At 68.7% G+C, this 14104-nt stretch carries 15 protein-coding genes; 11 read left to right on the forward strand and 4 right to left on the reverse strand.

Annotation, left to right across the window (positions count from 1 at the left end; translation table 11 throughout):
- The first annotated feature begins 43 nt into the window (after positions 1–43).
- Genes sufD through H507_RS0105910 form a run of 6 tightly spaced genes read left to right on the forward strand, consistent with a single transcriptional unit; the run spans position 44 to position 4542 of the window.
- Positions 44–1189 carry a Fe-S cluster assembly protein SufD gene (gene sufD, locus H507_RS0105885; protein WP_022909799.1) on the forward strand — a complete coding sequence of 382 codons (1146 nt, stop codon included), beginning with the start codon at positions 44–46 and terminating at the stop codon, positions 1187–1189.
- A complete protein-coding gene (locus H507_RS0105890; RefSeq protein ID WP_022909800.1) occupies positions 1186–1545 on the forward strand; it encodes a non-heme iron oxygenase ferredoxin subunit in 360 nt (119 codons plus the stop codon). Before sufD ends, H507_RS0105890 begins: the two co-directional genes overlap by 4 nt.
- Before the next feature lie 45 nt (positions 1546–1590).
- Positions 1591–2358, forward strand: a complete 768-nt coding sequence (gene sufC, locus H507_RS0105895) for a Fe-S cluster assembly ATPase SufC (RefSeq protein WP_022909801.1) — start codon at positions 1591–1593, stop codon at positions 2356–2358.
- 32 nt (positions 2359–2390) lie between these two features.
- The gene (locus tag H507_RS15085) at positions 2391–3689 is read left to right on the forward strand and encodes a cysteine desulfurase (RefSeq protein ID WP_022909802.1); all 1299 of its coding nucleotides are present in this window, start codon (positions 2391–2393) and stop codon (positions 3687–3689) included.
- Complete coding sequence (gene sufU, locus H507_RS0105905) at positions 3686–4156, forward strand: Fe-S cluster assembly sulfur transfer protein SufU (RefSeq protein ID WP_022909803.1); 471 nt, start codon at positions 3686–3688, stop codon at positions 4154–4156. The genes H507_RS15085 and sufU overlap by 4 nt, the downstream gene beginning before the upstream one ends.
- Positions 4153–4542 carry a metal-sulfur cluster assembly factor gene (locus tag H507_RS0105910; protein ID WP_022909804.1) on the forward strand — a complete coding sequence of 130 codons (390 nt, stop codon included), beginning with the start codon at positions 4153–4155 and terminating at the stop codon, positions 4540–4542. Before sufU ends, H507_RS0105910 begins: the two co-directional genes overlap by 4 nt.
- 33 nt (positions 4543–4575) lie before the next feature.
- Here H507_RS0105910 and H507_RS0105915 read toward each other — a convergent pair whose 3' ends face one another.
- Positions 4576–6135 carry a hypothetical protein gene (locus tag H507_RS0105915; protein WP_022909805.1) on the reverse strand — a complete coding sequence of 520 codons (1560 nt, stop codon included), beginning with the start codon at positions 6133–6135 and terminating at the stop codon, positions 4576–4578.
- A 137-nt stretch (positions 6136–6272) separates the two neighbouring features.
- Here H507_RS0105915 and H507_RS0105920 point away from each other — a divergent pair, with 137 nt between their 5' ends.
- Genes H507_RS0105920 through H507_RS0105930 form a run of 3 tightly spaced genes read left to right on the forward strand, consistent with a single transcriptional unit; the run spans position 6273 to position 10487 of the window.
- Positions 6273–7871: an ABC-F family ATP-binding cassette domain-containing protein gene (locus H507_RS0105920; RefSeq protein ID WP_022909806.1), complete on the forward strand. Its 1599-nt coding sequence runs from the start codon at positions 6273–6275 to the stop codon at positions 7869–7871.
- Between the two features lie 37 nt (positions 7872–7908).
- Positions 7909–8574: a helix-turn-helix domain-containing protein gene (locus tag H507_RS18240; protein WP_022909807.1), complete on the forward strand. Its 666-nt coding sequence runs from the start codon at positions 7909–7911 to the stop codon at positions 8572–8574.
- Positions 8571–10487, forward strand: a complete 1917-nt coding sequence (locus H507_RS0105930) for an ABC transporter transmembrane domain-containing protein (protein WP_026377849.1) — start codon at positions 8571–8573, stop codon at positions 10485–10487. Before H507_RS18240 ends, H507_RS0105930 begins: the two co-directional genes overlap by 4 nt.
- On the opposite strand, the gene H507_RS0105935 is transcribed toward H507_RS0105930, so the two are convergent.
- The 3 genes from H507_RS0105935 to H507_RS0105945 all read right to left on the reverse strand — a co-directional run bounded on the left by H507_RS0105935 (position 10484) and on the right by H507_RS0105945 (position 12425).
- A complete protein-coding gene (locus H507_RS0105935) occupies positions 10484–11254 on the reverse strand; it encodes an SDR family oxidoreductase (RefSeq protein WP_022909809.1) in 771 nt (256 codons plus the stop codon). The two genes, H507_RS0105930 and H507_RS0105935, sit on opposite strands and share 4 nt — an antisense overlap.
- Positions 11235–11978, reverse strand: coding sequence for an SURF1 family cytochrome oxidase biogenesis protein (locus H507_RS15095; protein WP_051139649.1), 744 nt, complete (start codon positions 11976–11978; stop codon positions 11235–11237). Before H507_RS15095 ends, H507_RS0105935 begins: the two co-directional genes overlap by 20 nt.
- 99 nt (positions 11979–12077) lie before the next feature.
- The gene (locus tag H507_RS0105945) at positions 12078–12425 is read right to left on the reverse strand and encodes a DUF3099 domain-containing protein (protein ID WP_022909811.1); all 348 of its coding nucleotides are present in this window, start codon (positions 12423–12425) and stop codon (positions 12078–12080) included.
- A 125-nt stretch (positions 12426–12550) separates the two neighbouring features.
- On the opposite strand from H507_RS0105945, the gene fabG reads away from it, so the two are divergent.
- Both fabG and fabI read left to right on the forward strand, forming a co-directional pair.
- Positions 12551–13267, forward strand: a complete 717-nt coding sequence (gene fabG, locus H507_RS0105950; protein WP_026377851.1) for a 3-oxoacyl-ACP reductase FabG — start codon at positions 12551–12553, stop codon at positions 13265–13267.
- Between the two features lie 59 nt (positions 13268–13326).
- Positions 13327–14100 (forward strand): enoyl-ACP reductase FabI, encoded by a 774-nt coding sequence (gene fabI / locus H507_RS0105955; protein ID WP_022909813.1) that lies wholly within the window; start codon positions 13327–13329, stop codon positions 14098–14100.
- Positions 14101–14104 lie beyond the last annotated feature (4 nt).

Genomic DNA, 14104 nt, shown 5'->3' on the forward strand with positions numbered 1-14104 from the left:
CAGCACTCCCGGCATCCCATCGACCCCCCTGAAGGAGACACCCTTGTCCGTCGACACCCTGTCGGCCGCGATCGAGACCGTCGAATCGCACCTGCACCCCACACCCTCCTGGAACGTGGACGACCACCCCATGCCCACCGGCCGCGAGGAGATCTGGCGGTTCAGCCCCGTCAAGCGCTTCCGCGCGCTGCTGTCACCGTCCGACGACCTCGGCACCCTGGACTGGTCCGGACAGTTCAGTGCGCCGGTCACGGTCACCTCGTTGACCGCGGACGAGGCCCGAGCCCTGGCCGTGGAGGCGCCCGTCGACAGGGTGTCGTCCCTGGCCGCCGAGCAGACGGTGCACCGCACCCACATCTCGATCCCGGCCAACGCCGAGCTCAGCGAACCCGTCGTGTTCACCGCCACCGGTGTCGACGGCCGGGCCAGCGACCACTACGTGCTCTCGGTGGGCAACTTCGCCCGTGCCACGGTGGTGGTGAAGTTCGAGGGTCGCGCGACCTACTCCGAGAAGCTCGACGTCATCGTGGGTGACGGCGCCAGCCTGAACCTGATCACGGTGCAGGACTGGGCCGACGGTTCGGTGCACGGGGGCCAGCGCTCCATCAGGGTGGGTCGCGACGCGCAGGTCAAGGCCATCACGGTCTCGATCGGTGGCGACATCCGACTGCAGGAGAACGCCCGTTTCGCCGGCCCGGGAGGGTCGCTGCAGCAGTTCGGTCTCTACCTGGTCGATGCCGGCCAGCACATCGAGCACCGTCTGTTCGTCGACCACAATGAGCCCCACACGAGCTCGAACGTCGACTACCGCGGAGCCCTGCAGGGCAGGGGTGCGCACTCGGTGTGGATCGGCGACGTGCTGATCCGCAAGGTCGCCGAGGGGATCGAGACCTATGAGTCGAACAAGAACCTGGTGCTGACCGACGGTTGCCAGGCCGACTCGGTGCCGAACCTCGAGATCGAGACCGGCGAGATCGCCGGTGCCGGCCACTCCTCGACCACCGGACGCTTCGACGACGAGCAGTTGTTCTACCTGCGCAGCCGGGGCATCTCCGAGGCCGAGGCCCGACGGTTGGTCGTCCACGGCTTCTTCAATGACATCATCCGTCGCATCGGCGTTCCCGACATCGAGGACCACCTGCGCGAGATCGTCGAGAACGAACTGGCCATCGTGGGGGACGGACGGTGAGCGGCACCCCCGACTGGCAGAAGGTCGCCACCCTCGACGAGTTCGAGGACGACCGGCCGATCGGCTGCGCCGCGACGCTGCCCTCGGGCGAGGACCTCGAGGTGGCCATCGTGCGCCACCAGGGCGAGTGGTTCGCCATCCGGGACGAGTGCTCCCACGCCAAGGTGCCGTTGTCGGACGGTGACGTCGTCGACTGCACGATCGAGTGCTATCTGCACGGATCGGTGTTCAGCCTGCGCACCGGTGAGCCGCTCAACCTGCCGGCCACCCAACCGGTGCCGGTCTTCCCGGTCCGGATCGACGGGAACGACATCCTCGTCGACATCGCCAACCCCAGCTTTGATGCCGACTGGTGACCCAGCCGGTCACCCACCAGTCATCCACCCAGAGAAGAGATCACCATGAGCACCCTTGACATCAAGAACCTGCACGTGTCGGTCGAGACCGAGGACGGCCCCAAGCCGATCCTCAAGGGCGTCGACCTGACCATCCACTCCGGCGAGGTGCACGCCATCATGGGCCCCAACGGCTCGGGCAAGTCCACGTTGGCCTACTCGATCGCCGGCCACCCGAAGTACACCATCACCGACGGTTCGGTCACCCTCGACGGGGTCGAGTTGACCACCCTGTCGGTCGACCAGCGCGCCCGCGCCGGCCTGTTCCTCGCCATGCAGTACCCCGTCGAGGTGCCGGGGGTGTCGGTGAGCAACTTCCTGCGGACCGCCAAGACGGCGCTCGACGGCGAGGCCCCCAAGGTGCGCACCTGGGTCAAGGACGTCAACGCCGCCCTCGCCAAGATGCAGCTCGACAGCTCCTTCGGTGCCCGCTCGGTCAACGAGGGCTTCTCCGGTGGAGAGAAGAAGCGCCACGAGATCGCCCAGCTGGAGTTGCTGAACCCCCGGTTCGCCATCCTCGACGAGACCGACTCGGGCCTCGACATCGACGCCCTCAAGGTCGTCTCGGAAGGTGTCAACCGCTACACCGCCCAGGGCGATCGTGGGTTGCTGCTGATCACCCACTACACCCGCATCCTGCGCTACATCGATCCCACCTTCGTGCACGTCTTCGTCGACGGCCGGATTGCCGAGCAGGGTGGCAAGGAACTGGCCGACCAGCTCGAGGCCGAGGGGTACGACAAGTACGTGCGCGCCTCCCGCGTCTCGGCCTGAGAGCCGATCCATCCCCGAGAGGAGGGGCACTCATGACCTACGACGTCGAGGCGATCCGTCGCGACTTCCCGATCTTCGAGCGGACGGTGGGGGAGTACCCCCTCGTCTACCTCGATTCGGCCAACACCTCGCAGAAGCCCCGTCAGGTGGTCGAGCGCATGTCGGCGCACTACCTGCAGCACAACGCCAACGTGGCGCGAGCGATGCACCTGCTGGGCGCGGAGTCCACCGAGGCCTACGAGTTCGCCCGGGCCACCGTGGCGCGCTTCGTCGGTGCCCGCTCGACCCGCGAGGTGGTGTTCACCAAGAACGCCTCCGAGGCGCTCAACCTGGCCGCCCACACCCTCGCCTCGCGGCTCGAGCCCGGTGACGAGGTCGTGGTCTCGGTGATGGAGCACCACTCCAACATCGTGCCGTGGCAGATCGCCTGCCAGCGCACCGGTGCGACCTTGCGGTGGTTCGACGTCACCGAGGACGGCCACTTGGACCTGGAGAAGGCCGAGCGTGAGGGGCTCGTGAACGAGCGGACGAAGGTGGTCTCGCTGACCTGGGTCTCGAACGTGCTCGGTACGGTCAACCCCATCGCCGAGATCGCCGCCCAGGCCCACGCGGTCGGGGCCCTGATGGTGGTCGACGGTGCCCAGGGGGTGCCGCAGCGGGTCACCCGTGTCTCCGACCTGGGTGCCGACCTGCTCGTGTTCACGGGTCACAAGCTGTGCGGACCCACCGGGATCGGCGTGCTGTGGGGTCGGCTCGACCTGCTCGAGGAACTGCCGCCCTTCATGGGCGGCGGGGAGATGATCGAGATCGTCCATATGGAGGGCTCCACCTATGCGCCGCCTCCCGCGCGCTTCGAGGCCGGCACGCCCCCGATCGCACAGGCCATCGGGTTGGCCGCGGCCATGGACTACGTCAGTGCCGTGGGCATGGACGCCGTCGCTGCGCACGAGCGCGAACTGACCGCACACATGCTCGCGCAACTCGATCGCGTCACCGGCATCCGCATCCTCGGCCCCCGCGATGCCGATCGTGGGGGAGCCGTCGCCTTCACCCTCGACGGGGTGCACCCCCACGACGTGATGCAGATGCTCGATTCGCGAGGGGTCGCCGTGCGAGGGGGACACCACTGCGCTCGTCCCCTGCACGAACGCTTCGGGGTGCAGAGTTCCACCCGCGCCTCGAGCTACCTCTACACCACCACCGCCGAGGTGGACGCCCTGGCCGAGGCCCTGGACTACACCCGCGACTTCTTCGCCGGGAAGTTCTCGTCGGGTGGGTCACGGGCCCGCCGTGAACGTCGCCGCCAGTTGGCGGGGGAGGACATCCGATGAGCCAACCCCACCTGCACAGCATGGAATCGCTGTACCAGGAGATCATCCTCGACCACTACCGCGAGAAGCACCACAGTGGACTGCGCGAGCCCTTCGAGGCGCAGGTGCACCACGTGAATCCCAGTTGCGGTGACGAGCTCACCCTGCGGGTGCTGCTCGACGGCGACACGGTCTCCGACATCAGCTACGAGGGAGTGGGATGTTCGATCTCGCAGGCCTCGACCTCGGTGATGAGCGACCTGGTCATCGGCCGCTCGATCGAGGACTCCATGAAGCTCTACGACGAGTTCCGTGAACTGATGGACTCACGCGGCCTCGCCGAACCCGACGAGGACCGCTTCGAGGACGCCATCGCCTTCGTCGGCGTGGCCCAGTTCCCTGCCCGAATCAAGTGCGCGCTGCTGGCCTGGGCAGCGATGCGCGATGCCACCAGCCAGGCCGTCGCAGCCCGCGAGGAGACCCCATGAGCAACCCCACCACCGAACCCCGTCCCTCAGACCTGGTCAGGGACGAACTGCCCGACGTCACCGCCGTGGCCTCCGCCCGTCCCACCGAGGACGACGTGCTCGAGGCGATGAAGGATGTCGTCGACCCCGAGTTGATGGTCAACGTCGTCGACCTCGGTCTGGTGTACGGGGTGCACGTCGACGAGCAGAACAACGCCACCCTCGACATGACGCTGACCAGCCCCACCTGCCCGCTGACCGACCGGATCGAGTACGACACCCAGTCGGTGCTGGACGGTCTGGTCAACTCCGTGGCGATCAACTGGGTCTGGCTGCCGCCGTGGAGCCTCGACAAGATCACCGAGGACGGCCGCGAGCAATTGCGGGCGATCGGGTACAACGTCTGAGCCGACCGGCCATCCGGCCCCTCGGCTGAACGGTCAGGGCTGCTGGACCAGTCGAACGCTGTCCGGCAGGTCGTAGTAGGCGCGGATCATCGGTGCGTAACGGTCGAGCCGGAACGCGTAGTAGTAGATCAACTCGGGGTGCGGGTACTGCCGGGGGAAGACGACCTCGTCCACCTGACCAGCCCGCGCCCGCTCGATCTGGGCGAGCACCGGCCCGTACGCTGCGGCGTTGTCGCGCAACCCGGTCCAGGTACGCCACCACCACAGCGGCACCGCCCAGGACGACAGTCCGAGGACGAGGACCAGCGCCCCCGCTGCGAGTCGGCGTTCGACCGCTCGTGACGTCTGCACCGCCCACCCGCCCAGCACGGCGAAGGCCAGCGCCAGCAGCCACAGCGTCAGGGGCAGCAACGCCCGGGTCGCGGTGATGCCCGCCAACAGCGGGGGCATGAACGAACCGGCTGCACCCGCCAGGGCCACCACCGGGAGCGGCCCGAGGTGATCGACCAGCGACCCCGCCATCACCAGCGCCGCGAGGGACGCCACCACCACCGACCCGAGGAACACCGTCGCCCAGCCCAGTTGTTCGGCCGTCATGGCGAACCCGTAGCTGGTGAGCGAGGGCCACCTGGACCACTGCCGGCAGGCCAGGACCGCCGTCCCCATCCCGAGGACGTGCACCACCGCGAAGGCCGTGAGCCGCGAACGCCAGCCACGGCCAACCACGGCAGCGACGGTGAGCAGTCCGCTCACGACCAGCACGACGGCTCCCGCTGTCGCCCCGACCTGCCAACACGTGTTGGCCGCCCGCAGCAGGAGCAGTCGGGGCCCCGCCTCAGCCGGCTGGGTTCCGGTGACGGCTCCCAGACGCTTCCACATCCCCGGCGCCGTCGCCTGCACCACAGCGCTGACCGTGGCGACGATCAGCAGGGTTCGCACCCGGGGCTGGGTCGTCCGGGCCCTAGCGCGTTGCACCACCACCAGCACCACCACGCTCGCGAGCGTGGCCAACGACCCCGTCTCGTGGAGCAGGGGTGCCACCACGGCCAGCAGCGTCACCCCGAGGGTGCGTGGCCAGGACCAGCGCTCGTCCGACTCGGTGCCGAGCACCAGCGATCCGACCAGCACCAGGCACAACACAGGTGAGACCACGTAGTCGAAGCTCGCCTGGGCCCACACCAGGGCAGCCCCGTGCAGTCCGGGATCACGCCAGCCCAGAATGGGGACTGCGCACACCGCTGCCAACGCGAAGGCCCAGCGCACCGGCGGAGGGGTCGACGTGCTGCGGCTCCACAGCAGCAGCACCGCCGCCACGCCGACCTGCTGGGCGGTCATCGCCCACCGGACGACCTCCGGCCCTCCTCGGAGGACGATGCGGAACAGGCTCCCGGACTGACGTCCGGTGGCTTGCCAGTAGTCGCGCCACGAGTCGTTGGCCCACGCCTGGAACGTGAAGTGCCCGCCGCGTGCCCCGCCGATGGTGGCCGACATGAAGTCGTCGCCCTGCATCATCCAGAACCGGAAGACCAGCCACCAGGCCAATCCCCCCAGCGCCAGGATGACGAGGACACCCCGGCGGGAGACGGCAGACATGGCGTCATGCTAGTCACAGCGGTCGGGCGGATTCCGACGTGCTCGTGGGCCGGGGTGGACCGTTCCGGTCAGGCTTGATCCGTTCGGTGAGGGTGAATCGGTTTGGTCGAGGGCGGACCGGCTGGAAGAATGGGCCGGTGCTTCAGGTTCGCGATCTCGAGGTGCGGGCGGGCGCCCGCCTGCTCGTCGAACCCATTTCCTTCCAGGTGATCGCCGGTGACAAGGTGGGCCTGGTCGGCCGCAATGGTGCCGGCAAGACCACCCTCACCAGGATCCTCGCCGGGGAGGCCCAGCCCGCGGGTGGCACCGTCACCCGAACCGGGCACCTGGGTTATCTTCCGCAGGACCCGCGCGACCCTGACCTCGAGGTGCTGGCCCACAACCGCATCCTGTCGGCCCGTGGCCTCGACGAGGTGCTGGTACGCCTGCGTCGCTACGAACTCGAGATGGCCGAGGCCGACGGGGACCGTCGTGACGCCGCCATGAGGTCCTACGAGCGCGCCGAGGCCGAGCACGTGGCGGCCGGCGGCTACGCGGCGGAGTCGGAGGCCGCCAGGATCGCGGCCAACCTCGGTCTTCCCGACCGCGTGCTCGGTCAGCCGTTGAAGGAACTCTCCGGTGGTCAGCGCAGGCGGGTCGAACTCGCCCGCATCCTGTTCTCCGGCGCCGACACCCTGCTGCTGGACGAACCCACGAACCACCTGGACGCCGACTCCATCATCTGGCTGCGGTCCTGGTTGCAGGGCTACTCGGGCGGCCTGATCATGATCAGCCACGACGCGAGCCTGCTCGACGCCACGATCAACAAGGTCTTCCACCTCGACGCGAACCGCTCGATGATCGACGTCTACTCCATGAACTGGAAGCTGTACCTGCAACAGCGCGAGTCGGACGAGAAGCGACGCAAGCGTGAACTCGCCAACGCCCAGAAGAAGGCCGACGCCCTCAACGCCCAGGCCGAGAAGATGCGCGCCAAGGCCACCAAGGCGACCGCCGCCCAGAACATGATGAAGCGCGCCGAAAGACTGCTGGCCGGGGTCGAGGGTGAGCGCGAGGTCGACCGGGTCGCACGGATCGCGTTCCCGACCCCCGCCCCATGCGGGAAGACTCCCCTGATGGCCGAGGACCTGTCGAAGTCGTACGGTTCCCTCGAGGTCTTCACCGGTGTCGACCTGGCCATCGACCGTGGCTCGAAGGTGGTCATCCTGGGGCTGAACGGTGCCGGCAAGACGACCATGCTGCGCATCCTGGCGGGCGTGGAGGAGTCAGACACCGGTGGCCTGCTTCCTGGTCACGGCCTCAAGTTGGGCTACTTCGCCCAGGAGCACGACCTCCTCGACCTCAAGGCGACGGTGCTCGACAACATGCAGGCTGCAGCCACCGACATGAATGCCACGGAGTGCCGCAAGGTGCTCGGCTCATTCCTGTTCAGCGGTGACGACGTGGACAAGCCTGCTGGTGTGCTGTCCGGAGGCGAGAAGACCCGTCTCGCGCTCGCCATGCTGGTGGTCTCGGCCGCCAACGTGCTGTTGCTCGACGAACCCACCAACAACCTCGACCCCGCCTCGCGCCGTGAGGTGCTGGACGCCATTCGTACCTATCGGGGGGCGATGGTGCTGGTCACCCACGACGAGGGTGCCGTCGCCGCCCTCGAACCCGACCGGGTGCTGTTGCTGCCCGACGGCGTCGAGGACCTGTGGAACGCTGAGTACGCCGAACTGGTGTCGCTGGCCTGAGCAGGGTCACCGACCAGGTCGCAGGAGGGGACAGCCGATGGAGCTCACGCCACACGCCCGGATAGCGGGGGATGACAGGCGTTCCCTGACCAGTCTCGTGGTCGAACGACACCGCCAGGGCGCGAGCCTGAGGGCGATCGCCGCCGAACTCGGACGAAGCTACGGCTTCGTCCATCGGCTGCTGGACGAGGCCGGGGTGCAGCCACGCGACCGTGGTGGGGACACCCGCAGTCCCCAGGCCCGTGAGCGCCGGGCGTCATCGACCGGGGCTCAGGTGGCCGCCACTGAGCACATCACCTCAACACCGGAGGGCGGGACCACGGACAAGGATGCGGCCACCAGCACCGATCCACCCGAGCGGGCTTCCGGGCAGCCGCCCACGAAGGCCAAGAGGAAGGCCGGGAAGAAGGCCCGGAGGAAGGCAGAGGCGTCCGGGAAGGCCGATGTCGCGGACGGCACATCCGTGAGCGCGAAGGGCGCGGGGGAGCGGGCGAAGAGCCAGAAGGCCAAGGTCGGGACGGGCCGCGACGAGGCCAGCACGAAGGCGGCCAGCAAGAAGGCGGCCAGCAAGAAGACAGGCAACAAGAAGACAGGCAACAAGAAGGCGAGCAAGCGCACGCTGGACAAGGTCACGTCGGACACCTCGGACAAGCCGGGCAAGTCGGGCAGGTCGGGCAAGGCCAAGAAGGCGAAGCAGTCGTGAGCGTGGGCATGGGCCCGAACGGCGGCATGATCATGCGCCAGTTCAGCAAGGGTGACGCCATCAAGGGGGCGGAACTTCGTCCGGGCACGTGGCGCCGGGTGCTGGGCTACGCCACCCCGTACCGAGGACTGCTCACCGTCTTCCTGATCGGTGTGGTCATCGACGCCACCCTGGGCGTCGTCCCGCCGCTGTTGCTCCAACGTCTCGTCGACCACGGGGTGCTGGCCGGCAACTCACGTCTGGTGGTGCAGTTGGCGGTCGTGGTCGCTGCCATCGCGCTGGTCGACGCCGTGCTCGGGACCTTCACCACCTGGTGTTCGGCCACCATTGGTGAGGGCCTCATCCGTGACCTGCGCATCCAAGTGTTCGACCACGTCTCGGCGATGCCGCTGGCCTTCTTCAGCCGAACCCAGACCGGGCAACTGGTCTCGCGTCTGCAGTCCGATGTGATCGGGGCCCAGCAGGCCTTCACCTCGACCCTGTCGCGAGTGATCTCGAACGTGCTGTCGGTCGTGCTCGTGCTGCTGGCGATGCTCACCCTCGACTGGCGTCTGGCCATCGCCTCGGTGCTGCTGTTCCCGTTGGCCCTCGTGCCGACGCGCCTTGTGGGCCGTCGGGTGGCAGCACTGCAGCGGCGGTCGATGCAGGTCAACGGCGACCTGTCGGGCCTGATGACCGAGCGTTTCTCGGTCTCGGGTGCCCTGCTGGCCAAGCTGTTCGGGTCGCCCGCGCGGGAGCACGAGACATTCGCCGATCCCGCGAACCAGCGGCTCGAGATCGGTGTGCGCATCGCCATGATCGGCCGTGTCTTCGCGGCCACGCTGGTCCTGGTCGCCGCCCTCGCCACCGCCATGGTCTACGGGGTGGGCGGCCTGATGACCGTCCGCGGCGCCCTGACCGTCGGCACCCTGACCGCCTTCGCCGGACTCCTCGGGCGCCTCTACGGCCCCATGCAGGCCCTCACCACCGTACGCGTCGACATCATGAGCGCCCTGGTCAGCTTCGAGCGGGTCTTCGAGGTGCTCGACCTGCCCATCCTGATCACGGATGCACCCGACGCCCGACCGGTCACCGGACCCGCGTCGATCGAGTTCGACCACGTCAGCTTCGCCTACCCCGACCCTGCGTCGTACTCCCTGCGATCCCTCGAACCGGCGGGCAGCGCCGAGGCTCCCTCCGATGAGGGGCCGGGGCGGGCGGTGCTGCGTGATGTCTCGTTCCGGGTGGAACCCGGCCAGACGGTCGCACTGGTGGGCGCCTCCGGGGCAGGCAAGACCACGATCACCCACCTGCTGGCGCGGCTCTACGACGTCGAGGCAGGCAGCGTGCGACTGGGCGGTGTCGACGTGCGCCAGATCAGTCAGGAGTCGCTGCGTCGGCTGGTCGGCTACGTGACCCAGGACGCCCACATGTTCCACGACACGCTCCGCGCCAACCTCACCTACGCCAATCCCGCGGCGACGGAGGAGCAGATGCGCAGCGCCCTCGCCCAGGCGCAGGTGCTCGACCTCGTCGACCGCCTGCCCCAGGGTCTCGACACCACCGTGGGGGAACGCGGGTACCGCCTCTCCGGTGGGGAGCGGCAACGGCTCGCCATTGCCCGGTTGCTGCTGGTTCAGTCGCCGATCGTGGTGCTGGACGAGGCCACCGCCCATCTCGACTCCCGCTCCGAACACCTGGTCCAGCGGGCCCTCGACACGGCCATGGAGCAACGGACCTGTGTGGTGATCGCCCACCGCCTGGCGACGGTGCGCACGGCCGACCAGATCCTGGTCGTGCGCGACGGTCGCATCATCGAACGTGGCACCCATGTGGAACTGCTGGCGGCCTCGGGGCCGTACGCCACCTTGTACGCCACGCAGTTCGTCGACGATCCAGCCGTGCCGGACGACCAGATCGCCGTCGGTGACTAGAGCGCCCGCATGGCCCCACCGTCGACCGGCACCAGGCAGCCCGTGACGTAACTGGCGGCGTCGGAGAGCAGGAAGGCTGCCACTCGCCCGAACTCCGCCGGTTCACCCAGCCGGCGCAACGGGATGGCCGCTGCTGCCTGCTCACGCGCGGCCTGGGGGTCGGGGGTGCCGCTCCACAGGTGCTGCAGGCGTTCCGTCGCGACCGACCCGGGCAGCAGGCCCACGGCTCGTCCTCCCCGGGGGCCGAGTTCATCGGCCAACTGCTTGACGAGCATCGCGAGACCGGGACGGAGCCCGTTCGAGATCGCCATCTGTGCCAGCGGCACCTTCGCCGAGGTCGACAGCACGAAGGCCATCCGGGGGGCCGGCTGGGCCGACGTCACCGCTCGGGCCGTCCGCAGCGCGGGCAGGAAGACCGAGGAGAAGGCGGAACTCCACTCCTCGTCGGTGTTGTCGAGCACCCCGCCGCGGGGCGGTCCGCCCACACTGACCAGGGCGCCGTCGACCCGACCGAAGGTTCGCAGGGCCAGGTCCACGGCCCGTTGGGGTACCTGCGGGTCGGCGAGGTCCGCCGCCAAGCTGTTGGCACGATCGGGCGCATCGTCCCCGCCGTTGAGTTCCACGCAGGCCTCGGCGAGTGCCTCGGCGCGGCGTGCCACGAGCACCACCCTGGCGCCCTCGGCCACGAGCGCATGGGCCGTGGCGAGCCCCAGTCCGGAACTCGCGGCCGTCACCACGAAGACCTTGTCAGACAGTCCCAGCTGCATCCCTGCTCCGTTCGCGACGTTTCCGGCGGTCCTTCAGGTCTCCCCGGATCAACAATGCAGCACCGCCCACGGCGATGGCGGTGAACACGAACCACTGGATGGCGTAGGAGAAGTGGGGGCCCTCGTCCAGGGTGGGTGTCGGCACCGGGGACAGCACCTTGTCGTCGGACGGGGTCGAACTGATCTGCTGGATGTAGCCGTCCTCGAGGCGCAGCCCCAAGGTCTCGGCGATCATCGGGGCGTTGATCAGCCGGACGTTGCCCTCCACGGGCCTGGTTGCCGTGGTCTTGCCGTTCTCGCTGCGGCGCACCCAGCCCACGACGGTCACGGTGCCGACCGGTGCCTTCGGCACGTCGGCCTCGGGACGGTCCTCGGGCTTCGGGATGAAGCCCCGGTCGATCAGCATGGTGCGCCCTGACGCCGTCACCAGCGGTGTGACCACCTCCATGCCGGCCTGGTCGCCCGAGTTGCGGTACCGCACGCGCAGGGAGTGCTGCTGCTCGTAGGTGCCCGTGATGGTCACCCGCTGCCACTGCTGGTCGTCGGCGATCGGCCCGGTGAACACCTGCGTCCAGTCGCGGACGGGCTCCTTCTGGTGGGCCACGATGCGGGCGTTGGTCTCGCGGCGGTGGTCGAGGCGGTGCAGTTGCCACTCACCGAGCCGCACGAAGACCCCACCGAGCACGGCCACGAAGACGACCAGAACGATCCATCTGACCCACATCCTCTGCACTGGGCGAGCCTACCCGTCCCCAGTCGCCGTCAGATTCCCAGTCCCCGCCCCGTTGTCAGTCCCCGCCCCGTTGCCAGTCCTCGGAGAGTTTCAGTCATCGACGACTTCGCCCCGGATCACCTCGCCGGTACCCAGTTGGTGCCCGGTGAGGTCGGCGTCCTCGTCCCCGGGGGCGGTGGGGACCGTGTAGGGCTTGGACGACACATTGGCGAGCATGACCGCGAAGGCCGGGATGATCGCGGCCCCGACCGCGAAGGCCCATCGCCACGGGCCCGGCGTGACCACCAGTCCCAGGAAGCACAGCACCCGGATGCTCATCGAGATCAGGTAGTTGCGCTGGCGTTTGTGACGGTCGACGCTGCGTCCCGGTTGCGCGTCGGTGACGGGCGCCCAGGTCAGGCCTGGGCGGCCGGCGCCGGGCTCACGGGGGTCTGTCACCGCGCCAGCCTACGTCGGGGTCGGTGGCGCCCGGCCCGACCGATCGCGGGTTGCTCGGGCAACCAGACCCGGGACAGGACGAACGCGGACTGACACGGCGGGTCCGGCCCGATAGGTTGCAGGTCGTGAATGCAACAGCGTCCCGCAGTGTCCTGGTCACCGGCGTCAGCAAGGGGATCGGGCGAGCCATCGCGGCTGATCTGGTGGCCGCCGGTCACAAGGTCGCCGGTACCCATCGCTCGGGTGACGTGCCCGAGGGGGTGCTGGGCCTGGTCTGCGATGTCACCGATCCCGAGCAGGTCGAGGCCGCCTTCCTCGCCGCCGAGCAGGCACACGGTCCCGTGGAGATCCTGGTCGCCAACGCCGGCATCACGAAGGACGCCCTGCTGATGCGCATGAGCGAGCAGGACTTCGCGTCGGTCATCGACACCAACCTCACCGGTACCTGGCGCGTCGTGAAGCGGGCCGTGCGACCCATGATGAAGGCCCGACACGGCAGGATCGTGCTGATCAGTTCGGTGGTGGGGCTGCTGGGTTCAGCCGGGCAGGTGAACTACGCGGCCTCGAAGTCGGCACTGGTGGGGCTCGCGCGCAGCCTGAGCCGCGAGGTGGGGAGCCGGGGCATCACCTGCAACGTGGTCGCTCCCGGGTTCATCGAGACGGACATGACCGCCGTCCTGTCCGACGAGGTGATCGCCGGCTACAAGGAGCGCATCCCCGCGGCCCGGCTGGGCTCGGTCGACGACGTCACCTCGGCCGTCCGGTTCCTGACCAGTGACGCCGCCGGTTACATCACCGGTGCCGTCATCCCCGTTGACGGTGGCCTGGGCATGGGCCACTGAGCCCGGCGAGAACCCATCCACGACCACTCATCCCTCTCCCCGACTGAATAGGAACCGCAATGGGAATCCTCGAAGGCAAGTCCATCCTGGTGGCGGGAGTCACCCTCAACACCTCGATCGGTTTCGAGGTGGCGCGCCAGGCCCAGCTCGAAGGTGCCACCGTCGTGGTCTCCAACTTCGGACGAGCGCTCTCGCTCACCCGCAGGGTCGTGCAGAAGCTCGACCCCGTTCCGCCCGTCCTCGACCTCGACGTGACCAATGAGGAGCAGCTGGCGGGTCTGGTGGACGCCCTGCGCGCCGAGGGCATCGAGCGGCTCGACGGGGTCGTGCACTCGATTGCGTTCGCCAACCCTGAGCGTGCCCTCGGAGGCGCCTTCCTGAGCACCGAGTGGGACGACGTCGCCACCTCGATGCGCGTGTCCGCCTACTCCTACGCAGCCCTGGCGATGGCCTGCAAGCCGCTGTTCGGCGAGAAGGCCTCGGTGGTCGGGCTCACCTTCGACGCGACCGTCTCGTGGCCCGCCTATGACTGGATGGGCGTGTCGAAGTCCGCCCTGGAGTCGACCAGCCGTTACCTGGCCCGCTACCTCGGCAAGGAGGGGGTGCGTTCGAACCTGGTCGCGGCCGGCCCCCTGCAGACCATCGCCAAGAAGGCCATCCCCGGAGCCTCCACCTTCGATGACGTCTGGTCCGAACGGGCACCCCTGGGGTGGGACCCCACCGACCTCACCCCGACGGCCCGGGCGGTCGTGGCACTGCTCAGCGACTTCTTCCCCGCCACCACGGGCGAGATGATCCACGTCGACGGTGGCGTCCACGCGATGGGCGCCTGAGCGA

Source organism: Aestuariimicrobium kwangyangense DSM 21549 (assembly GCF_000421525.1).
GTDB classification, from domain to species: Bacteria; Actinomycetota; Actinomycetes; order Propionibacteriales; family Propionibacteriaceae; genus Aestuariimicrobium; species Aestuariimicrobium kwangyangense.